Raw genomic sequence first — 23204 nt, 5'->3', positions numbered from 1 at the left:
ATCAAGTCAAAAAAGTAAATCATTACTTAAAATTAATGCTACAATGTCAGGCTATTTTTATCATTAATTATCATAGAAATATCATCACATAGATTGGATTGCAAGTGAGATTACGATTAAAAACCGCAAGAATCAACTACACAAATACAATAAATGCGATAAATACAAAAATTATATTTATTGCGTTGGTATTGTGTGGCACGGCATTATTTGGCGAAAATCTAAGCGATCAAAACAATCAGGGCAAGCCAGAGCTTAGTGATCCTGCTTTAACTACGTCTTTGCAGAATCCACAAACACAACAAACACCAACGCAACAAAATATGCAATCCCCACAAAATACGCAAACACCGCAAATCACAACGCAAGAAAGCGCGACAAAAAATCCACCCAAATCCTCTAAAAATTCTTTTGTGTTTGGGATTGGATTCTCAAGTAGCGAGCGTGTATTTAGAACAGAAAATTTTACAAATCAAGAGAATATTAGCAAACAAAACGTTACAAAATACTACGCGCAAGGTGGAAATCTTAGAATCCATTTTGGCGGAATCTATGCGTTTAATAAAAGCCACGCATTGCGTTATACCTTGCAAGTAGGGTTTGCAAAGCTTGGAATATATGAGAATACACATAAAAAGGATTTTGAAGAAGCAAATGGATTTAAATATGGCGCGAATGTGATATGGATTTGGAATGTTTTTCATCACACCAAGATTGATTGGGGGTTTATGGCTGGATTGTTTGGCACAAATGGTATCTACAAAAAGCAAAATGTAATGCTCAATACTTTGGATATTGGGACAAAGATTGGTATGGGTATGAATATCAAAGCACATCATCGGCTTGAATTTAGCGTCGGTTATAGCTTTCTTTCGAGATTTGAAGTCAATGACAATGGAAAAAATTATATACAAAATGGCACTCCAGTGTTTATGACGGGGCTAAATTATTTTTATTATTTGTAGATTCTGCGATAGTGATGTTTCAGATAGTGATGTCTCGCAAATCTAGCTCACAATAAAGCAAATTTTATGAAGAATCCTGTAAAATTGTTGATTTATTATTGTATTTAGGATTTTGGCTTTATTAGCCTTGCCAAACCAAAACAAAAAGAGCAAGAATGACAAAAACAAAAGTAACAAAAAAAGATATAGCAATATGGCGATATGTGGCATTTGGATTCTGTATGTGGGTAGGAATCCTTAGTGTTTGCTTTAGCGAAAACATAAGCCCTGATAGCAATGCAAACTTGAGTCAAAATACCCTTAACACAAAGGCAATATCTCAAGAAAGCCTTGCAAGTCTGCTTGAGGAAATGAGTGCAATCAACCAAGAAATCGCCAAATCTCAAGCCACCCAGAATCCAAATATCCAATCTTTACTTAAGCACAAAGAAGTGGCTTTGCAGTCGTTTTTGTCTGGGATTATGGATAATGCAATGCCAATAGGCATAGATTCTACCAAAAATCTCAAAGACCAAGAAGTTCAAGAAGTGCTTTTGATACAATCTGAAATCACGCATGATAATCTCGCCCTAGCCCTTGCCAAAATCCACCTCTATTCATTGAAGCTTGATGAAAACATCAATAATGCCATCATAGCATTGCGTAAAAATATCGATTTTTTCTCCACCAAAGACAAAGTGCTAAAGATTATCAAGCCATACGAAGATGCGATAAATGGCTTTAAACATAGCTTTGAAGAAGTAAATCTTAACGCAGAATCTAGCGCGCGCAAAGCAAGCTTTCACAAAGAAAATCAAGCCTATTCATCAAAAATAGCCACTTATATTGAAGTTTTTGGCTATATCAGCCAGCACGCACAAAGTATTTTGCCCCAAAATATGTTTTTAAATATCAGCGTAGAATATATTTTAGACAAAATCGCAAAAATACTTCCGACTAATCATTCAAATATTTTAATCTCAAAAATCATACTTTCATTATGCGCTTTTATCGCGCTTTGGCTGTGTAGGCGATTGATTGCTTTAGGGTTTATTAAGTGTATTGATATTGCTGTGCGATTTGTAAAGCATGACAGACAAATCCATAGCCAAATCCAAAAAGACATTATTAAGCCCATTTCATCGATTTTGCTGTTTTTGAGTTTTGATATTTCGCTCAATATTTTGTATTATCCATCGCTAACGCCTCCAAAGTTTGAAGTGTGGTTTCCGATTATTTATATTGTCAATTTTGTGTGGTTTTTGATTATCGCGCTCAAATGCTATGGTATCGCCTTTGTATCGACTTTGGCTAAGAAGTCAGGAGGCACTTTGCGCAAAGAAGTTGTCAATCTTATTTTAAAAATTATGTATTCTATTATTATCATTATCGGGGGCTTAATGGTGCTAAAAACGCTAGGATTTAATGTATCTGCTATCATCGCTTCACTAGGGCTTGGTGGATTGGCAGTTGCGCTAGCGGTTAAAGATATGTTAGCGAATTTTTTTGCATCAGTTATGCTTCTTTTTGATAATTCATTCTCGCAAGGAGATTGGATTGAATGTGGTGGAATTGAGGGGACAATCGTAGAAATTGGACTTCGCAAAACAATCATTCGCACTTTTGATAATGGCTTGGTGATGATTCCAAACGCGGATTTATCAAATAAATCAATCACAAATTGGAGTCGGCGCAAAGAGGGCAGACGCATAAAAATGGCTATCGGACTTTCATATGATACTTCTGTGGAGCAGCTACAAAAATGTGCCACAGAGATTAAAGATATGCTTTTGCAGAATCCAAAAATAGCTAAAGATTCTGAAAGCAAACAAGAAATGAATTACCAGCTTTCATTTAAAAAAGACATTGTTTCTATGAATGACTTGCTGGGTTACAAAGGCAGTGTTTTTGTCGTGGTTGATGAGCTTGCTGATAGCTCTATTAATATTTTGGTTTATTGCTTTAGCAAAGCCACATCGCTAGGAGAATATTTGCAGACAAAGCAAGAAGTGATTTTGGAGATTATGAAGATTGTAGAAAAATATCATTTGAGTTTTGCATTTCCTTCTCAAAGTGTGTATATCGAGAATCTTCCAAATCCTATCATGCTTGAGAATTTAGCAAAAGATACGCGCTAGTTTTCATAAGACTTTAAGGCTTCAATGCCTTAAAAATTATGCGAAAAATAATCAAAAAAGAGCAATCAAAAGCATAATCAAGAGACAATCAAGATGGACAATCGGGGCAATCAAGAAAGCCTATAAGATTCTATCGCTTCAGCGAGAATCTCTCTTGCACCATTTGCAATCATCTCATGAGCTAATTGTATCGCAAGCGCGATAGAATCTTGACTATTGCCTTGTATGGAGCTTTTGAGTGTTTTTGAGCTATCAGCAAAGCCTACCATTGCGCTAATTTGGATTCTGCCTTCTTCTATATGTTCGCAATGCACGCCTATTGGGGCTTGACAACCACCTTCCAAAATCTCGACAAATTTTCGTTCAGCATTGACACAAAGTGCCGTTGGCTCATCTTGAAGCTTGCGAAGTATTGGCGCGATTGTATGATCCATTTTACATTCAATTCCAAGTGCTGCCTGCCCCATTGCCGGAATCATCGTAGTTGTTGGAATTGGCGAGATGTATTTGATTTGAGATTCTGTGATGTCAAGTCGTTTGAGTCCAGCAGTCGCTAAGATAATCGCATCAAAATCGCCATTTTCAAGTCGTTTGAGTCGAGTTTGGACATTGCCTCTTAGGCTTAGTGTGTCAAAATCCGCTCTAATGGCTTTTAGTTGCATTGATCGGCGCAATGAAGTCGTGCCGATTTTGGCTTTGTGTGGCAGGGATTGCAATGATGGATAAATATGGCTTACAAAGCAATCTCTGGGATCTTCTCTTTTTGTGATGCAAGCAAGCCCAAGATCGCTGATAAATTGTATCGGCACATCTTTGAGTGAATGCACGGCAATATCGATTTCTTTTGAGAGTAGCATTTCTTCTAGCTCTTTTGTGAAAAGCCCTTTTCCGCCTATTTTGGCAAGCGGGACATCAAGGATTTTGTCGCCTTTGGTTTTGATGATTTTTAATGCAGAATCTATATCTAATTCGTTTTTGAGTCTTTCTTGGATATGTTTGGCTTGCCAAAGCGCAAGAGGGCTTCCGCGAGTTCCTATGATGATTTGCTTCATGATTTGTCCTCTTTTTGGATTATTTCAACATCAATAATCTCATCATCTTCTGTGCTTGCGCTATTTTTTGGTGCTGAATGATTATTTTGAGTGTAGTTGTTTTGGGTGTGGCTATTTTGGGCTTGTTTGGGCTGTATGATGAGGCTGCAAATAAGCAAAATCACGCCAATACTATCGCTAAAGATTCCGGGCAGAATCAGCAAAATCGCCCCGATATAATACATATAGGTTGAAAGAAATCCGCTAAAAATATCGCTTGCATTGACGCTAGTTATGGTATTGATAAGTCGTGAAAACCCTATATCACCTCGCAATAAAAGCCAAAATCCAAGACACGCACTACCAATAATCTCAAGCACCAAAGCCACAAACCCAAAATCACTCACCACAAGGCTAAAGCCAAGCACTTCAATCGCGATATAACCAACAATTAATAATGTGCTAATCCGCATTATCAAGCTCGCGCAAAATAGATTCTATGATGTTGTGAGTGGAGAACTCTTTTTTGTGCAGATTCTGGCGGTTAATCCATTCTATTTTTTGTGATTGCAACTCTTTACCAACCACCACACAATACGAGCTTCCGATGAGTTCAAAATCTGCTATCTTTGCTCCAAATCGCAAATCTCTATCATCACAAAGCACTTGAATATTTTTGCTTTGAAGTGTATTATAGAGCCACAGCCCAAAGTCGCTTTGCTCTTTGTCTTTGGTATTTGAGATAATGATATGAATCAAAAATGGCGTGCTTGCTTTGCCCCATATACAGCCTTTTTCATCGGCTTTTTGCTCCAAGATAGCTGGCATTAAGCGCGTGATCCCAATCCCATAACAGCCCATAATAAATGGCTTGCTTTTACCATTTTCGTCTAAAAACTCCGCATTAAGGGCTTTTGAGTAGCGATCGCCTAGCTTAAAAATATGCCCAACTTCAATGCCTTTTTTGTAGATGAGATTACCTCCGCAATGTGCGCATTTATCGTTTTGATTGATTGTGCTAATGTCTGCGTAAATGAGATTCTCAAAAGTGCTTAAATCCACGCCGACAAAATGATGATTAATTTGATTTGCTCCACATATTAAATCAGCCTCATCTTGTAAGTCAATATCAAAAATAATCGGGCGATCCCCGATGATTGATCTTAGTGCATACGCGCCGATAAATCCAGGTATCAAGCCTATTTGCTCTATTTCTTGCGCGCTTGCTTCTTGAAGTTCAATGGCTTGCATACCATTTGCATTTAACGCATTGAGTGCTTTTGTCTCCTCCAAACTATCATCACCGCGCAAGAAAAACACTCCAAAATCTTGCTTATTAGAATCAAGAATGATTTTTTTGACCACAGCTTTTATCGTCCAATACGCGTGGATATGAAAAAATTCACACAGCTTTTGAATAGTCGTTACATTTGGCGTGCTAAATAGCGCAAAATCCGCTTTTGGTGGCATTATCGGCGGAGCTGGCGGGGTTCGTTTTTGGCGATTTGCCGCCTCGATATTTGCAGCATATTGACATTCCTCACACATTACAATTGTATCCTCACCGCAATCAGCAAGCACCATAAACTCCTTGCTTCCACTTCCGCCAATCGCCCCAGAATCTGCATCAACGATTCTAAAATCAAGCTCTAAATCCTGTAAAATCTTGATATATGTTTGGCGCATAAGCTCAAACTCTCTATCCAAATCCTCCACACTGCTATGAAAGCTATATGCATCTTTCATAATAAATTCTCTTCCTCTCATAAGTCCAAACCGAGGGCGTAATTCATCTCTAAATTTTAAGTGGATTTGATAGAGATTGAGTGGAAGTTGTTTGTAGGATTTGACAAATGCTTTGATGATTTCAGTTATGGTTTCTTCGTGTGTTGGTCCTAGCACAAATTCGTTATTTTTCCGATCTTGAAATCGCAATAATTCTTTGCCATATTTTTCATACCTTCCGGAGTTTTTCCATAATTCTGCTGGGATCACAAACCCCATAGTGATATGCTGTGCGTTGGCTTCATTCATTCGGGTTTTGACAACTTCAATGATTTTATCAAGCACGATTTTGCCAAGAGGCAAAAAATTATAGATTCCGCTTCCGATTTGATGGATATATCCTGCGCGCACCAAAAATTGATGACTTTTTAAAACCGCATCTTTTGGATTCTCTTTGCTTGTAGGGATAAGCGTTTTTGAAAATAGCATTATTGCTCCTTAGGATTTTGCTTAGGATTTTAGGGGTGTTTTATATTCGCATTTATAATAATCCAAAAATTTTGCCTCCTCTTCTTGCTCTTCTCCAAAAATAACCTTAATCGCTTCGATGATACTATCGCCTTCTTGTTTGTTGGTGATATTTTTGAGATTTAGGGTTGGATTATGCAAAAACACATTAAACGCATTATGCAAAATAATTTTGACCTCTTCTTCCCATTCTTTTGGCAGATAGCCCTTTTTTATGGCGCGATTAAGCTCTTGCAAGCAAGCATTTTTGGCGTTTTGGCGCATTGTTTTGATAATGGGCTGGACATTGAGATTTTGTAGCCATACAAAAAAATCTTGTGTCGCTTGACCGATGAGTGCATACGCAAGGTGCGCTTGGATCTTTTTTTGCGTGAGATTTTCTTCTATTTTACTTTTTAGATCATCAACGCAAAAAATCATAAGATTTTGCGTGTGGATAGATTCTTGAATATCTCGTGGCACCGCCAAATCAAACCAAAACCGCTCAAATGGCATAGCACAAACCATATCTTGCGTGATGATTGGTAGATTTGATGAAGTCGAGCTAAAGATAAAGTCAAAATCATTGAGAATCTCTGCAAGCTTTGTAAAATCCGCGATCGTGATTTTTGAGATGTCTTTTTTGCTGAGTTTGAGCTCTTCTACAAAGTGAAGCGCTTTTTGTGGATTGCGATTTACAAGCGTTATGCTAAAGCCAGAATCTAAAAGATGTCGCGATGTGAGTTTGCCTATTTCTCCAAGCCCTATCACAAGGGCATTTTTGTTTTTGGCATTGCAAGTGAGGGCTTTTTTGACAGCTACTGAAGCCACGGATAATGGGCTTTGAGAGATTTGGGTTTGGTTGCGAACTTGTGCAGCACAGCGGAAGGCAAAATGAATAAGACGCGTGATATTTTGCCCGCAAATGCCTAAATCAAAGCACATTTTGTAGGCGTTTTTAATTTGCCCCGTGATTTGCGTCTCGCCAATCACTACGCTATCCAAACTACTTGCCACGTTAAAGACATAATGCACGGCTTCTTGTCCGAGCGCGATTTGGTAGTATTTTTCTATTTGGGAAAGCTCAAGATTTTGTATTATACAGAGATGATCTAAGATTCCAGCGATACATTCTTGCGGGGCGTGCGTCGTGATATAGAACTCCACGCGATTGCAAGTTGAGATAAACATCAATTCATCAATAGCAGTGATTTCTTGCTTCAGCTGAAGCAAGAAAGATTCTAGATTCTGGGATTCTATGGCGAGTTTTTCACGCACAGAAATTGGCGTGCTTTTGTGCGAAAAGCTTAAGGTTAAATATTGTATATCCATTAAAAACTCCTTTGAATCATTGAATGCGCCACTTCTATAAGTCTGGGATTATTTTCATTCTCAATGGCTTTGATTGCTTTGTTGATAAAATCTTTGGCGATTTGCTTTGACTCATGTATGATATTGTGCGTCTTAAACTGGAATCTAAACCATTCTATATCACTAGAATCTGCCCTTTTGAACGCATCTAAAAAAGTTTGTCGCTGATTTAATGGAAGCTTATGATAGAGCAAAATAAATGCTAATGTGCTTTTGCCCTCGCGCAAATCATTCATATTTGGCTTGCCTAAAGTCTGGGAATCTTGCGTGATGTCAAGTATATCATCAATGATTTGAAATCCTATGCCTAGATTCTTGCCATATTCTTCATATTGCGCGTGATTGAGATTGGCTAGAATGGCGGCGGATTTGGTGCAGGCTTTGATGAGCGCGGCTGTTTTTTGCTCTAGAATCTGATAATAAATCTCCAAATCCGATTGAAAAGAGTGCGCATAAAAGACATCATTGACTTCTCCGATTGAAAGATCGCTGACACATTGCGCGATGTATTGGGCGATTTGTTTATCAAACTCGCATAATTTAGCATACGCGCTTGAATACAGCACATCGCCAAGCATAATGGCATTTTTATTACCAAATGATGCGTTGATACTTTCATTGCCTCTACGCACCAAAGCATCATCAATCACATCATCATGAAGCAATGAAGCGCATTGTATAAGCTCGATAATAGCGCACAAATCAATGATTTGATCGTGTTTGTGTGGGTTAGATTCTGGTGGAATAATCGCAAGAATAAGCTTGGAACGCAACATTTTGCCCGAAGCGATTGCATTATACATTGTGCTAATGTGTGGATTTTGTAATTGCGCTATCCATTTATCACAACGATTTTTGACTTTTTCTAGCATATTTTATCCTTCTTGTTTGCCTTATCTTTTGCTTTTTTGACTCATTTTCTAACTCATCTCTAGCTTGATTCCCTCATTTTTCATCTTGCTTATTATGCCTGCTAGCTTGAGAGCTGCTTTGGCATCATCATTCCAAGCCACAATGTCGCTGTTTTTGCCTTTTCATCATAATGCTCAAAGCTAATAAGCAAATACGCATCTTTATCTCTGTCGTTGCCTTGTGAGAGCGGAATCTTGAAGCTTTTTCTTTTATAATCTGTATAAAGGATAAATTGATATGGAAATTTATCGTAATTGAGATTAATAACAAGCCCATAATTTTTATACAAAGTCCAATAGAATCTAAGCTCTTTTGGCATTCCAGCTATGGAAAAAGTTGTCGTATAAACTTCATCTTTTTTGAGTGTGAGAGATTGCGTGAAATCCCATGTAGGCTTTGCCGCAGACAAAAACGAGCAAATGATACAAATACAGATAAAAAATCGTCCCATACTCATAAAATTACCCACCAAATGCCAGAAAAATTATCTGCCACAAAATTGCCTGTGTAATGATTTGCAACTCTATTCATTTTCGCTCAAAATTTTTGCCATAGATTCAATAGCGATATTTTGCATTTGCGCTTGTATTTGCTCTTTGTGCGTGTGGGTAAATTTACGCAAATCATTTCCGCTTTCTTCAAACGCCACCTCAAAAGTCGCCAAGAGCTCAAGCAATCGCTCAAGCTCTTGTGTAACAAGCGTTGGTGAGGCATTAAGCATAATTTCGCTCCATTTTTGGATAGGATCGCCTTGCAATACTTCTAAATTATTAAAATCTTCCCACATACATATCCTTTGGTTTTTGTTTGTTTCATTGCTTTGTATCAAGTCTTGCCAAAACTGCCTGCTTATGCGCATCAAGATTCTCCAAATGCGCGAGCAAAGAGCAGTCTTTACCAAGAGATTGGATAGCTTGCTTTGAAAAACTAATAATAGATGAACGTTTCATAAAGTTTTCAACCCCAAGTGGTGAGAAAAACCGCGCACTTCCTCCTGTCGGAAGTGTATGATTTGGTCCTGCAAGGTAATCTCCAATAGGTTCTGGCGTATTTTCACCTAAAAAAATAGCCCCTGCGTGCTTGATTTTTGGCATTACTTCAAATGGACGTTCAGTTAGAATCTCTAAATGCTCAGGAGCAAGCTGATTTGAAAGATGAATAGCCTCATCTAAAGTATCGCATACAATGATTGCCCCTCGATTGTTGATGCTTTGTGAGGCGATTCTTTCTTTTGGCAAAGTAGGAAGGATTTTGTCTATTGTTTGGGCGACCTGCTTGGCTTTCTCACAAGAAGTAGTAAAGAGAAATGAGCTTGCCATTTCATCGTGTTCGGCTTGAGAGAGCAGATCATATGCCAAATACTCGACATTAGCCTTATCATCGGCGATTATAGCGATCTCACTAGGTCCTGCGATCATATCGATACCAACTTCTCCAAACACGATTTTTTTGGCGGTGGCTACAAAAATATTGCCTGGTCCGCTGATAAAATCCACTTTTTTGATGTTTTCAATACCATACGCCATTAAGCCAATCGCACTTGCGCCACCGACTTTGTAGATTTCTTTGATTCCGCAGATGTGTAATGCTGCAAGCAAGAGATGATTTGTTTGATTTTTGGGTGTAGGCGTGCAAACAACAATACTTTGTGATCCAGCCACGATAGCAGGAATCGCATTCATAAGAAGAGAGCTAGGATAGGCTGCTTTGCCACCGGGAATATAAAGCCCCACGCGCTCAATTGGACTCCACCTCTGCCCCAAAATACTACCATTATCTTCGATGTCAAGCCAAGTTTGTTGCTTTTGCTTTTGGTGAAATGAGTAGATTCTCTCATACGCGATATGAAGGGCTTTGGCTTGATCTTTATCAAGTGCTTGATAGGCTTTTTGGCATTCTTGTGGTGTGATAAATAGATCATTGATTGTTTTTGGATTCCACTCATCAAATAACCGCACTTGCTCCAAAATCGCGCTTTGCTTATGGTTTGCGACTTCTTGTAGGATTTGACTTGCTTTGTGTGTAACGCCCTCAATATCTTGCTTTCCTCGAAGCAATATTTGCTCAAATAATGTATCAAAGTCGCGAGATTGGGTGTTTAGAATCTTTATCATTAGCCTTATGCCTCCCATGCAAACTTCATTCTTAAATAAATCGTGGAATAATATTTGTATTATATAACAAAAAATGCGAATCGGAAAATAAAAATATAGAAGTAAAAACAGCTCCAGCTTTTAAGCAAGCTGGACTTTGATCATCCAAATAGATTTTTCAAGTTTTGCTAATTGCTCATCGCAATATGCAGCTGTAACTCTATCATCATCTTTGTCTGCTGATTTGGCTAGATCTATAAAGCTTTCTTGCAAATGTTGATAGATTTTAAGCACTTCTTTAAGCACTTCTTTTGAAGAAAATGAAGTTTTTGTCTCTTCTTTGATTTTGCTTGTTTTGAGTGCTTCAGAAAGCGTAACCACAGGCACTTCACCAAGTTGGACGATTCGCTCTGCCAAATCATCAAACATATCGGCAAAATCCTCATAGATTCCTTCTAATGCCTTGTGTGCTTGCGGGAAATCCGCACCTTTTACATTCCAGTGGTAATTATGCACTTTCATATAAAGCACAATACTATCTGCTTGTAATTTTTTTAAACCACCGATTGTTTTTTTCATTTATTTGTCTCCTTTTCTTTGGTAGTATGTGCTATCTTAGCCTTAAAAAGTAAATTATTTAAGTAAAAATATTGTAGATTAATATTTTTTATTTATGCAAAATAATTCATCTCTAAGGCTTATGCGAGAGATTTAAAGGTTTTATATGTTAGATAGTTTTTTGATCGTTATCGTGGTGATTGTAGCGACTGTGCTTACACGATTTTTGCCTTTTTGGATTTTTTCTCAAGACAAGATTCCGCAATCCCTCCTTCAATTAGGCAAAATCCTACCACCAGCCCTTATTGGAATGTTGATTGTGTATTGCCTCAAAGATATGGATTTAGAGCATGCTCCATTTGGGCTCAATGAAATTCTAGGTGTCATCATCACTGCATTGCTGTATATTTTTACGAGATTTGGGGTTTTGGCTGTGATTGGTGGGACATTGGGGTATATGTTTTTGGTTCAAAGTCATATTTTATCGCATGTTATCTAGCGTGATAGATTCAGATTTTCGCAAACTTATTAAGCAAATTATCAAACAAATCCATTAAACACTTCAAAGATGTATGTGATAGCAAGAATTGTGGCGCGCGTGCTTAAATCGTTTATCCTACCATAACTATCTATCATATTGTCTTGCTATTATCGTGCTTGCAAAAATAGTAATAAAATAATTTAAGGAATATTTTTTGCTTAGGATTTATCAAGTTTTGCAGATAAACAAAACAATACGATACAAGCAAAGCAGACATAAAGGATAATATATGAAAATCGATAGCAAAACAGAAAATATGAAAGCATTGAGCGAGCTATTTACCAATCGCTATGACACAACCCATACCAAAGAAAATAAAAACAATCAAGAAAATAAAGCCCAAGAAATCGCTCATTCAAATGCTATAAATGCGCTCAATCCACTCAATCCACTCAATCAAATAGATACAAATAGCCAAAATACAATCACAAATCTCTCCACCAACCCAAAGCCAATCAATGATTCTCTATCGCTTTCAAAAGAATTTGACGCCGCGCTCAAAGCCAAAGACTATGTAACCAACGGAATGGCAGATGTCAATGCCTTCAAAGCGATGGCACAACAACTCAACATCAATGGTATCCTCAATAAAGATGATATGCTAGCAGTTGATTTTCTCGCCAAAAAGGCTCCCGACATAAGTTTTCAAAACTTTAATGCTGTGCTAAAAAACCAGAATCTAAGCTATGAAATGCACGATCTCATCGCCCAGCTTATACACAAACTCCAAATGGTGAATTATCTTAGCAATGGCACAATGCTTGGATAGTTTGGATAATTTAAAATATTTTGGCGGTTTTTTCTTTTTTGGGATTTTTCTTGCTACACTAGCTCAAAATAACAAGATGCTAGAATCCAGAATCTATTTTCATAGATTCTAAATCCTCTCTTTTTTGCATATTTCAGGGAGTTTGAAATTTTTAGCCTGCGATGAACTTCTATGTTCTATCTTGTCTAAAAATTTCTACACAACCCTAAAATCTGCCTAAAAATAGAGGATTTTTTAATGTGCTATTGTGTTTGCATAGATTCTAGTAAAATCTGTCGTTTTTGTTGTCATTGCGAAGCCCTTTAGGGCTGTGGCAATCCATAAGAATCCACTTTTAGAATCTAAATTCTATATCAAAACAATAATATAGGAATCCATTTTGCTTACTCACCCCTAAAGGAGCATTTATGAAATTGTTTTTTCTCTCACTTAAGCACTTTATCACCAAAGCCACCGCAACCAACCAAAGCGCAAAATTTTTTTTTGTAATCTTAAGCTATATAATCGCATTTATCGTGCTTTTGCCTCAAGTCTTGGAGAATCTAGCAAATGCCCAGTCGCCACTTTATGCGTATTTGCTCTTGCCATTTTTTCCGTTATTGTGGTTTTTATACTTTTTTTCGACTAATTTTTTGGGCTTTATTGTGCTGCTTTTTTGTGGATGTTTGAGATTTGCTATCTTGCGTGAATACATCGTGCTATTTGTTTTGTTTTTGCTCTGTGCGTATCCAAGCTTTTTGCTAAATGATACTTTGCCAAACTTTTTTTCAAACTTCTTAGAAGTGGCAATGTTTATCAAAGACAAACATTACTTTATGGTTTTTGCTTATTATGCCAAGCAAATTGTATGGGCGTTTTTGCTCTTTAGCGCATTTGATTTATTGTATTTTTGGCGCAAAAAGCAAAAGATTCCGCCTCTTGTATATCGCAATTTTATCTTTAGTATTTGTCTGTATATCGCTACTTTTAGTTTGTATTCTTTGCATTTTCACAAATTTATCTGGCATTAATTCATAAAAACCAAAATAAAGGAGCAATATGAAAAATTTTTTCCAAAAATTCATCTTTCATCTTATCGCTCTTGCACTTTGCCTAGATTCTGGCTTTGCATTTCAAAGTCTTGTCGCTATTAATGCGTATTCTCTGATGTCAGAGAGTCGCTGGGAAGTAGAATCCATGCAAATGGGCGAGTATGAATTTGTCATTCCAAATGATGTAGAAAACGCCTATCTCACATTCTCTCAAAGTGGCTCTGGGCAAAATAATATCTCTGGGATTGTGGGCTGCAATAACTATTTGAGCTCTTTTGAGATACAAGGCAATGGCAAATATATAACGATACTGCCCGGGGTGTTGAGTAAAAAAATGTGCGATGGAATCGCTATGAATATCGAGACGATTTTTACAAAGCATTTTGTCGGTGGGTTTGTGGTGATGGGCGATGAGGAGAGTATTACTTTGGTTGGAAAGAATTTTAAGATAAGGCTTGTGCCATCGCTTTTTGATGAGCCATAGTGAGAAGCTTTTTGTATAGAATCTAGAATCTAGATTCTATTTTCCATGAGAGCTAAAACCTCTCTTTTTAGCATATTTCAGGGAGTTTGAAATTTTTAGCTTGCAAACCTACAATGAACGCTTATGGAACGCTTATGTTACATTTTTGTGTTTTTGCTTGTCTAAAAATTTCTACACAACCCCAAAATCTGCCTAAAAATAGAAGATTTCTTTACGCTCTTTTTGTGTCTGCATAGAATCTACTAGAATCTATCATTTTTTTTGTCATTGCGGAGCTCTTTAGGGCTGTGGCAATCTATTTTGACTAGATTGCTTTGTCCTATCGTCCTCGCAATGATGGAGTAGGCTTGTCATTGCGAGCAGTTGCAAAGCTGTGTGGCAATCTATAAGAATCCACTTTTGGATTCTAGATTCTAGCATTATAAAAATTATCAATCCTCTTTATCTCGCTAGCATCAAATCCGCATTGGAGTCTTGCGTTACTATTGAGCGTCTTGCCAGCGAGACTGAAGTCTTGAAATTGCTTGCAAAGATCAAGAAAATCATCATTTGCTTCTTTTGCGAAACGCCACCAGTGATCGCCCTTGCTGACATGCGTTATCTCATCGCGCAAAATAATCCCAAAAACTTCATTGATTTTGCTTGTGAGTGGGTGTGGAGTGAGAGAGAGTTTTTGGAGCACAAATGGATTAGCATCTAATCCGCGCGCTTCTAGCCCTCTATGGACTACTCCCATACGATATTTGAGGCTACTATGCGTACGCTTCATCGCATCGTATAGCCCCAAATGCACGGCAAAATCCCCATACTTAAATCCAATCTCATTCAGTAAAGATTCTAAGAGCAAAAAATGCTCTATTTCTTCTTTGGCGACTTCTATCCAATCTATGTAATAGCGCAATGGCAAGTGTTTGAAGCGATAAGCAGAATCAAGAGCTAATGTGATCGCGCAGTATTCGATATGGGCGATAGAGTGCAGAATCTTAGCAAGTGCGATGCCTGATTTGGCATGCTTTGGGCGATGGATGCGCGTGGGGTGCAGGGCAACTGAAGGTGTAAATGTAAAAAAATCTTTTGCATTGATGTGCATATGATCAAAGATACAATCCCCGCTTTGAAGTGATTGGTATATATCATTAAGGAGAGTTGCTTTGTGCGTGAAATCCTTTGAAAAAAGAATCGGCTCTAAGGTCGCAAAAAACTCTTTTTGGCTCATTTTTTATGCACTTCTTTAAGCATTTTTTCAAACGCTTCTTTTGTGCCAGCTCTCACAGGCTGCAAAAGACTCACAATCACAATAGCAATGCTAGCGCATATAAATCCCGGCACAATCTCATAAATCGGAAAGTCAAACCATTTGGCAAAAAATTTCTCATATGTTACAACCACGACAGCACCAGTTATCATTCCAGCGATTGCGCCCATTCGAGTCATTCTCCCCCAAAATAGTGAAAATAAAATCACACTCCCAAAGCTTGCTCCAAATCCAGCCCATGCATACGCGACAATGTGTAGCACGCTAGAATTTTTGTCTGTGGATATTATAAATGCGATGATTGAGACAAGCAAAACGCTTATCCTGCTTACAAACATCGCGGTTTTTTCTGAAGCTTCTTTTTTGAATATTTTGCGATAAAAGTCCTCAGCGATTGTTGAGCTTGATACAAGAAGTTGTGAGCTTGCTGTGCTCATAATCGCTGCCAAAATCGCACTAAGCAAGATTCCAGCTATCCAAGGATTAAAGAGAATCTGACTCATTGAAATAAAGATTTTTTCAGGATCATACAAAGAGAGCTCAAATTTATTAATATATGCCACTCCTAAAAATCCTATGCAGCACGCAGCAATAAGGCTCAAACTCATCCATGATATGCCAATTATTGTCGCTGTTTTGATGTCTTTGACCGATCTAATAGACATAAAGCGCACCAAAATATGTGGCTGTCCAAAATAGCCAAACCCCCATGCAAGTGCGGATATTATGCTAATGATTGAAGTACCTTCAAAAAAAGTTAAGCGGTTGTGTGGTTTGATTTTGGCATCTTTGAGTATAAGTAAAAGCTCTTTGAGTGGCTGAATGTTGCCTTCTTGCTGATATGAGATAATAGCAGCTTGAAGTTTTTGGGCGAGATCTTTGGCAAGGATTGGCGGGTTTTTAGAGATGATAGAATCTCTGCTTTGCTCCAAATCCATAACAAGTGGAGCAAGTATTTGGTGTGTGAGTGCTTTGTTGGTGCTGATTTCTTGGATAATGTCTGGAATCTGGGCTTGATAAGTTGTGATATGAGATTTTGCTTTATCAGATTGTGCGATATAATGCACTGCTTCGCTAAATCCGCCGATTTTGATAAGCATCACAGCAGCCACAGCAATGAGCGCGCTCATCATCAATAATCCCTGTATCAAATCTGTCCAGCACACAGCACGATAACCGCCAAAAAATGTATAAACTACAATAATACATGTCCCGATACTAAGCGCATAATCGTATTTGAGCAAAAAGGTCGCCTCAAAGAGCTTCGCCCCGCCAACAAGTCCTGCTGAAATATAAAAGGTAAAAAATATCAATATCACAAACGCACAAATGAGGCGCAAGATATGTTTATCATCAGAAAATCGCGTTTCAAAATAATCAGGAATAGTGATAGAATCTGCAATAACGCTTGTATAGATTCTGAGTCGCTTTGCCACAAAAGCCCAATTTAATGTCGCTCCAATGGTTAGCCCAATGGCGATATACCCCTCAATAAATCCGCCCACATAAAGAGCACCGGGCAGTCCCATCAAAAGCCAGCCACTCATATCAGAAGCACCGGCTGAAAGTGCGCTTACCATAGGTCCCATTGAGCGATTACCCAAAAAATAATCCTCAGTTGTTTCGTTTTTCTTAAAAAAATAAAAACCAATGCCTAGCATTAAAAGTGCGTATATGACAAAAGTAATGATAATTGGGGTATTGAGTGCAACTATTTCTGCATTCATCGTGCGCTCCTTTTTGTATGTAACGAGTGTATTATAAAAAGATTCGGCTTAAAAGTTAGATTTTGCAATGGGTTGCGTGGAATTAAGGGTATAAATGTTACTTTTAGCAATTTTAAGGATTAGTGATTCTTTGGATATTGGCTTGAATGCTTAGGATATTATATCGGGCTTGATTGATGTTTGTTTGCACGTTTGTAAGCAAAAGTTGGGCATTGATAAGCTCGGTGTAGGTTGAGAGATTTTGGAGGTAGCGGTTATTGATAATTGTGTAGTTTTCTTTGGCTTTTTTGAGAGAATCCTCAGAGATATTTAGCTGTTTTTTGGCACTCTCATAATCTTTTAGCAGGGATTGGAGATTGATTTCCATATCTCGTGAGTATTGCAAAAGCGTATTTTGAATAGCCAAAAAATCATAATGTTTGATTTGGTAATTTAGCCCATCACTTAATCCATTAAAAAGATTTAAACTAACATTAATACCAATTTGGCTTTGAAGCCCGTAAGTATAGCGTGTAGCCCCGGCTCCATCAATATACCAATATTTGATTCCGTTTATATCAAGCTGTGGCAAAAATGCACCCATTGCACTTTTGCGTGCTATTTTGGCAGATTCTAGTTGTGATTTGATAAAAAGATAGCTTGGATTGTTATTGAGCGCAAGAGAGAGCAGCTCGTGTTCTTGATAATTAATAAGATCAATGTGGCTAATCTCTTCTATTTCGTCCGGATTAATCGGTGCGCCGACAAGATTGCTAAGCTGATGCGTGGCGTATTGGAGATTGAGCTTTGCGTTTTCGTAAGTGATGAGGGCATTAGAGAGTTGAAGCTCCATAGTGAGGACTTCATTTTTGGCGCGCAATCCTTGCTGATAAAATAAGTTTGCTTTTTTGAGCTGCTCGCTAAGAAGGTTTTTAGATTCTATGGCTGTTTGGAGCAGGGCTTTTGATTGGAGGATTTTGATGTAGGCAAGTTTTGTATTGAGCGTAATATCAGCGATTGCATTTTTGAGATCAAGGCTTTTTCTTGTGAGATTCTGCGCGCTTTCTTTGGTATTGAGATAATCTCTTAATCCACGAAAAAGATTGATTCTACCTGTGAGATTAAAAGTATTGAGAGAATATGCTATGTTTGCAGTTGGAGCATTGTAGCTGTAAATATAGCTTGTTTGAAGCGTTGGCATAAATGCCGAAAATGAAGCGTAACGTTGGTAAGTCGCGCTTGAGTAGTATTCTCTTTGAGATTGGATTCTGGCTGAATAATCAAGGGCTTTATTAATGCATTCTTGCATTCCAAGTCCATAGAGGTTTGGCGCAATGCTGTGTATAAAGGCACAAGAGAGTGCAAAAAACACAAATCCATAATGTCTCAATTTTGCCCCCTTTATTATTATAGATGTGTTATTAATTTAGTTTGTTGATTGTGTTTTATTATATGATGAGATTGTATCATTTTTGTATGTCATCGCTCGTTTTGGCGTCCAAAGCAAAAGCAATACAGGAATAATAAATACACTAATAAGCGTGGAAAAAGCTAATCCTCCGATTAAAATCGCGCCTAATCCTCGATATATCTCACTTCCATCACCGCTAAAAATCACTAATGGCAATAATGCCAAAACACTTGTAAGCATACTCATATAAATTGGTGCAAGCCGTGTTTTTGTAGAATCTAGCACGCTTGTTTGCCATGGCATTTTGTATTCATTATAATTAATGCGTGCTTGGTAGATGATAAGTATCGCATTATTTACCACACTTCCGACCAAAATAATAAAGCCTAGCATAGTGATTGCATCAAGATTCTGCATATCAATATAGCGATTGACGATAAATAGCCCAATCAAACCGCCTGTGATTGCAAATGGCACGCTTAAGATGATAAAAAATGGATAAATAAAGCTTTCATATAGCGCACACAAAATCAGATAAGTAATCATCACAGCAAGCAAAAATCCTAAAGAAAGATTGCTTTTTAGGAGGCTGAGTTTATCAGCATTGCCATTGAGGCTAAATGTCAGATATGGAAATTCAGCGTGCGCGGGCGTGAGAATCTCATCTTGGAGTGTTTGGATAATGGATTCAAGAGGTTGGGTGCTGCTTGGATTGAGGATAAGGAGGATATTTCGTTTTTGCTCAAAATGTCGGATAGTTGAGATACCAAGCTTGTTTTTGGCATTGACTAAGGATCCGAGTGTAACGATTTTGCCACTTGGTGTGTAGATTTGCGTAAATAAAATATCTTCGGGCGATTGATTTTTGGCTTGAGAGGATTTAAGCACTAAATCGATGTATTCATTATTGAGCCTAACATCGCCTAATGTTTTACCATTGAGCGCGACATTGAGTATATCTCCAAAGCTGTCTATATCAAGCTTGTTTTGCAAAAACGCAAATGAATTAGGATAGAGGTTGATTTCTCGATTATTGGCTGTGAGTGCTGGGATTACTCGCACACTTATATCGGGGAATTTTTGTGAGATGAGCGTTTGGAGTTTGTGCGCAGCTTGCGCGATAGATTCTAGATTGTAGCCACTGATGTTAAGATCAATACTTGAGCTTGATTGGGAGCTAAAGATTTCTTGCTGCAATACAACGCCTGATACATTTGGAATCTTATTGATAATCTGCTTTGCAAAAGGGATAAGATCTTTGGCTTTTTTGGGGTCTTTGGCGACAAGATAAAAATACATCGAATTATCCGCACTAATGAAAAAATCCTCAATTACAGGTGGATTTGAGGGCAAGGATTGCTCATAGCCATTTTGCTCTAAAAATGGCGCGATTTCTTGCTGGATTAAATGCACGATATAATATTTTTCATTGAGCGATAAGCCCGGCGGGGTTGAAAGATATGAGATGATGAAGTTTTGAGAGCCTTTTGGCATATAATCAAGCTTTGGAAAAGTCATGATACTAAATGCTATACATGTGCCAAGAAAAATCACAATGCACGCTATTTTGTGGAATGGAGTTTTGATACAAAAACAAACAAGTTTTAAGATAATCGTAGCAAGCATCTCTCCAAAGTCGCCTATTTTTTGGCTGAGTTTTGATTGGGTTTTGTGCTTAGGAAGGGCGATGAGTAAAAGTGCAGGAATGATAAAAATACACACAATAAATGCAATAATTATCGCGCCACTTGAAGCAAACGCAATATCAGCAAAGAGTTGCCCAGCTTCATCTTTGAGGTAAATAATGGGGATAAAAATACCTATGGTTGTGATACTTGAGGCAAATAGCGCGCCAACGACTTCTTTGACGCCGATAAAAGTCGCTTCAAATGGATTTGTTCTTTTGTGCTGATTTCTAATGATAGATTCTAGCACGACAATTCCACAATCAATCACCATTGAAATCGCAAACGAAATACCTGCAAGTGAGATTACATTAAGTGTCCTTCCAAAGATATACAAAACCACAAAAGTTCCGATAATGCTTAATGGAATGATAAGCGAGATAATAAAAAGCGAGACAATATTACGCAAAAATACAAATAAGATTCCAATGGAGAGAATAATACCTATCACAACACTTTGCTTAACTTGCTTGATTGCATTAAGTATGAAACCCTGTTGATCGCGCCCCCAATCAATACTTAGATTCTGCTCTGCCATAAGTGTATCATTGAGTTTTTGGGTGAGATCGCGGACTTTATTTGTCAGATCAAGGATATTTGCTGATGCGCTTGGTCGGATTTGGATTGAGATTACATTGTCGCTATTATGTATGTTGTAGCTTGTTTTTTTCTCATAGCCCATTTTGACATCAGCGATGTCTTTTAGGCGCACACTTTTGCCATTTTGGACTTTGATAAAGGTATTTAAAATATCTTCAATCGAAGTGTATTTGCCTATAGTTTGGATTCTGTAACTTCGCTGATCAAAATCAATATTACCTGATGAAATATTGAGATTTTGCGCATTGATAGCTTTGATGACTTCAGAGATTGTGATGTTATTAAATGCAAGCTGTTGGACATTGAGAAAAATTTGGGCTTGCTTTGTTGTGCCACCAGACATATACACTTCACCCACGCCTTCTATGCGCTCATAATATTGCAAAATATTATCATGAATGAAGTTTTTGTAAGTATCAATATTTTGATTTGGATCTTTTGTTTTGGCAAATAAATACACTGCAATGGGTATGCTCTCACCCGTTGTTTTAATGATTGGTTTTTGAATGTCTTGATGATAATTTCCTACTTCTTCAAGCTTTGAGCTGACATTAAGAAATGCTGTTTTGAGATCTGTTCCAAGCTCAAATTCAAGGTGAATGATTGCCATTGCATCTCGCGAGGTTGAAGTCATACTGACAAGTTTTGGGAGATTTTTGAGATATTTTTCTTGCTTTTGGGTGATTTCTTTTTCTATCTCATAAGGAGAAGCACCGCTCCAAGCTGTATAAATGCTAATTACAGGGCGCGTTGTTTGCGGAAGGAGCTGATAGGGGATTTTATACCAGCTAATGCAGCCAAAAAGCAAGATAAAGATTCCGCCTACACTAGCAAAAACAGGATTTTTGAGACAAAATCTTATAAAATTCATCGCTTATTTTTGACCTCGATTTCTGCGCCATTTTTGAGATTGTCTTGACCGCGCGAGATAATGAGATCATTTTCTTTGAGCTTGCCTTGAATGAGTGCAAGCGAGTTTTGTGTCGAGATGAGCGTAACCTCTATGCTTATGGCTTTATTATCGCGCATGATAAATACAAACGGTTTGCCATCATGATAGACAATGCTATCTCGCGGGACAATAAAGCCTTTTTGATTCCACGAAATATCGATAAAAGCCTGCGCTGCCATACCATCTAAGAAACTTCCATCATTGCTTAGTGAGATATGCACAGGAAATGTGCGAGAGAGCATATCGGCTTTTGGGATTATGGCTGTGATTATGCCATTGTATGTTTTGGAGTCAATAAGAAGTGAAACTTTTTGATTGGGTTTGAGATTTTTAGCGACTGCGCTTGGTGTATCGATGATGACTTCTGTATCTTTGGAGTTAAGGATCTGACAAATAGCTTGTCCGACTTGCACCCATTCACCGATGTGGATTTTTTGATCGACAATGATTCCATCAAATGGCGCGTATATGGTTTTGTACTTAAGCATTGTTTTTGAGATTTCAAGCTCTGCTTTGAGTGCGGTGATTCGTGCTTCTTGCGATTTAAATTCGTATTGTAGATTCTCGTATTGCTGGATAGAGATAGATTGGGATTGTAAAAGGCTTTTGTAACGTTCAAGCTCGTTTTTTTGCCGCTCAAGTGTGTATTGCGCATCGGTGATTTTGGATTGTTTGATTGTGATGTCTTGGAGGAGCAAGTCAGAATCTACGCTTAAGAGTTTTTGTCCTTTTTTGACTTTCTGCCCGATATTAAAAAAAATATTTTTGACAATACCATCTGATGAGGAGGCAATAGAGCTTGTCTCTTTGAAATACAAACTACCGATGAAAGATTCTATATGCGGGAGATTGCCGTATTTGACTTCAGTTACTTCTACTGCGGATTTTGCAGTAAGCCACAATGGAAGCCATAATACACAAAAGAGCGCAATCCATACACACACTATCCATCGGTGTGGGATCATAGCATACCTTTGAGGATTTTTGTGAGGCATTGTTTGAATATTTCTTGCTCTTCTGTGGTGAGCGCATTTGTAAAAATAGATTCTGCTTCGGAAAAAATCGTAGAATCTGTGAGTTCTTGGAGCTTGTCTTTGCCTTCTTGTGTGATATTGATATAGACAATGCGCTTATCTCTGTGGCTATGGGTTTTGGTGATGAAGCCCTTTTTTTCAAGCGATGAGATGGCGCGTGAGATTGTTGTTTTGTCTTTGAGGCTTTCTTTGACGATGTCATTGAGTTGGAGGTCTTTTCTACAAGGGAGCAAAAACAGCATTCCAGTTTGCTCAAATCCCAAACCATAAGGCTGAAGAAGCTTGTATATGTAATTTTCTATATGGCGCGCAGTCATTCCAAAAAGACGCGTAAACCGATAGTTTTTTAAACTTTGTTCATCAATTTCTTTAATCTTTTTGTATGACATGCAAATCCTTTTTTGGTTAAATTATATAATAAGCGCATATCTCATTGCAAGATAAGTGTAATCATACA

22 protein-coding genes are annotated in these 23204 nt (G+C 37.9%); 6 read left to right on the top strand and 16 right to left on the bottom strand.

Features of this window, described 5'->3' with window-relative positions:
• The first annotated feature begins 104 nt into the window (after positions 1-104).
• Positions 105-965 carry a hypothetical protein gene (locus DY109_RS07465; RefSeq protein WP_034550257.1) on the top strand — a complete coding sequence of 287 codons (861 nt, stop codon included), beginning with the start codon at positions 105-107 and terminating at the stop codon, positions 963-965.
• 155 nt (positions 966-1120) lie between these two features.
• Positions 1121-3082 (top strand): mechanosensitive ion channel family protein, encoded by a 1962-nt coding sequence (locus tag DY109_RS07460; protein ID WP_051404666.1) that lies wholly within the window; start codon positions 1121-1123, stop codon positions 3080-3082.
• Between the two features lie 110 nt (positions 3083-3192).
• On the opposite strand, the gene hemC is transcribed toward DY109_RS07460, so the two are convergent.
• The 9 genes from hemC to DY109_RS07415 form a co-directional block, all read right to left on the bottom strand.
• Entirely contained in the window at positions 3193-4134 is a 942-nt protein-coding gene (hemC, locus tag DY109_RS07455) for a hydroxymethylbilane synthase (RefSeq protein WP_023949339.1), read from the bottom strand.
• Positions 4131-4586, bottom strand: a complete 456-nt coding sequence (locus tag DY109_RS07450; RefSeq protein WP_023949340.1) for an FxsA family protein — start codon at positions 4584-4586, stop codon at positions 4131-4133. Before DY109_RS07450 ends, hemC begins: the two co-directional genes overlap by 4 nt.
• Positions 4576-6327 carry a proline--tRNA ligase gene (locus DY109_RS07445; protein WP_023949341.1) on the bottom strand — a complete coding sequence of 584 codons (1752 nt, stop codon included), beginning with the start codon at positions 6325-6327 and terminating at the stop codon, positions 4576-4578. The genes DY109_RS07450 and DY109_RS07445 overlap by 11 nt, the downstream gene beginning before the upstream one ends.
• A 21-nt stretch (positions 6328-6348) precedes the next feature.
• Positions 6349-7677: a glutamyl-tRNA reductase gene (hemA, locus tag DY109_RS07440; RefSeq protein ID WP_023949342.1), complete on the bottom strand. Its 1329-nt coding sequence runs from the start codon at positions 7675-7677 to the stop codon at positions 6349-6351.
• Positions 7677-8588 carry a polyprenyl synthetase family protein gene (locus DY109_RS07435; protein WP_023949343.1) on the bottom strand — a complete coding sequence of 304 codons (912 nt, stop codon included), beginning with the start codon at positions 8586-8588 and terminating at the stop codon, positions 7677-7679. Before DY109_RS07435 ends, hemA begins: the two co-directional genes overlap by 1 nt.
• Positions 8589-8689: 101 nt before the next feature.
• Complete coding sequence (locus DY109_RS07430; protein ID WP_023949344.1) at positions 8690-9085, bottom strand: hypothetical protein; 396 nt, start codon at positions 9083-9085, stop codon at positions 8690-8692.
• Between the two features lie 66 nt (positions 9086-9151).
• A complete protein-coding gene (locus DY109_RS07425) occupies positions 9152-9415 on the bottom strand; it encodes a DUF2018 family protein (protein ID WP_023949346.1) in 264 nt (87 codons plus the stop codon).
• A 25-nt stretch (positions 9416-9440) separates the two neighbouring features.
• Positions 9441-10739: a histidinol dehydrogenase gene (gene hisD / locus DY109_RS07420; protein WP_034550294.1), complete on the bottom strand. Its 1299-nt coding sequence runs from the start codon at positions 10737-10739 to the stop codon at positions 9441-9443.
• A gap of 123 nt (positions 10740-10862) precedes the next feature.
• Complete coding sequence (locus tag DY109_RS07415; RefSeq protein ID WP_023949350.1) at positions 10863-11300, bottom strand: Dps family protein; 438 nt, start codon at positions 11298-11300, stop codon at positions 10863-10865.
• 145 nt (positions 11301-11445) lie between these two features.
• Here DY109_RS07415 and DY109_RS07410 point away from each other — a divergent pair, with 145 nt between their 5' ends.
• From DY109_RS07410 to DY109_RS07395, 4 genes are all read left to right on the top strand, one after another.
• Positions 11446-11778 (top strand): branched-chain amino acid transporter permease, encoded by a 333-nt coding sequence (locus DY109_RS07410; protein ID WP_023949352.1) that lies wholly within the window; start codon positions 11446-11448, stop codon positions 11776-11778.
• Positions 11779-12049: 271 nt separating this feature from the next.
• Positions 12050-12589 carry a hypothetical protein gene (locus DY109_RS07405; RefSeq protein ID WP_023949354.1) on the top strand — a complete coding sequence of 180 codons (540 nt, stop codon included), beginning with the start codon at positions 12050-12052 and terminating at the stop codon, positions 12587-12589.
• 407 nt (positions 12590-12996) lie between these two features.
• On the top strand, positions 12997-13599 hold the full coding sequence (locus DY109_RS07400; protein ID WP_023949358.1) for a hypothetical protein: 603 nt from the start codon (positions 12997-12999) through the stop codon (positions 13597-13599).
• A gap of 28 nt (positions 13600-13627) precedes the next feature.
• Entirely contained in the window at positions 13628-14104 is a 477-nt protein-coding gene (locus tag DY109_RS07395) for an META domain-containing protein (RefSeq protein ID WP_023949360.1), read from the top strand.
• A 279-nt stretch (positions 14105-14383) separates the two neighbouring features.
• Here DY109_RS07395 and DY109_RS11520 read toward each other — a convergent pair whose 3' ends face one another.
• From DY109_RS11520 to DY109_RS07365, 7 genes are all read right to left on the bottom strand, one after another.
• Positions 14384-14524 carry a hypothetical protein gene (locus DY109_RS11520; RefSeq protein WP_023949363.1) on the bottom strand — a complete coding sequence of 47 codons (141 nt, stop codon included), beginning with the start codon at positions 14522-14524 and terminating at the stop codon, positions 14384-14386.
• Entirely contained in the window at positions 14511-15320 is an 810-nt protein-coding gene (locus DY109_RS07390; protein WP_023949365.1) for a ferritin-like domain-containing protein, read from the bottom strand. Before DY109_RS07390 ends, DY109_RS11520 begins: the two co-directional genes overlap by 14 nt.
• Complete coding sequence (locus DY109_RS07385) at positions 15317-17086, bottom strand: sodium:solute symporter family transporter (RefSeq protein WP_023949367.1); 1770 nt, start codon at positions 17084-17086, stop codon at positions 15317-15319. The genes DY109_RS07390 and DY109_RS07385 overlap by 4 nt, the downstream gene beginning before the upstream one ends.
• A gap of 112 nt (positions 17087-17198) precedes the next feature.
• On the bottom strand, positions 17199-18455 hold the full coding sequence (locus DY109_RS07380) for a TolC family protein (RefSeq protein ID WP_023949369.1): 1257 nt from the start codon (positions 18453-18455) through the stop codon (positions 17199-17201).
• Between the two features lie 36 nt (positions 18456-18491).
• Positions 18492-21632: an efflux RND transporter permease subunit gene (locus DY109_RS07375; protein WP_023949371.1), complete on the bottom strand. Its 3141-nt coding sequence runs from the start codon at positions 21630-21632 to the stop codon at positions 18492-18494.
• Positions 21629-22678 (bottom strand): efflux RND transporter periplasmic adaptor subunit, encoded by a 1050-nt coding sequence (locus DY109_RS07370; protein WP_034550260.1) that lies wholly within the window; start codon positions 22676-22678, stop codon positions 21629-21631. Before DY109_RS07370 ends, DY109_RS07375 begins: the two co-directional genes overlap by 4 nt.
• Positions 22675-23136, bottom strand: coding sequence for a MarR family winged helix-turn-helix transcriptional regulator (locus tag DY109_RS07365; RefSeq protein WP_023949375.1), 462 nt, complete (start codon positions 23134-23136; stop codon positions 22675-22677). Before DY109_RS07365 ends, DY109_RS07370 begins: the two co-directional genes overlap by 4 nt.
• Positions 23137-23204: the final 68 nt, after the last annotated feature.

It is taken from the genome of Helicobacter fennelliae, from assembly GCF_900451005.1.
GTDB lineage: Bacteria > Campylobacterota > Campylobacteria > Campylobacterales > Helicobacteraceae > Helicobacter_B > Helicobacter_B fennelliae.
The sequence above is the reverse complement of the archived record's forward strand: the minus strand, read 5'-3'. Positions and strand labels throughout refer to the sequence as shown.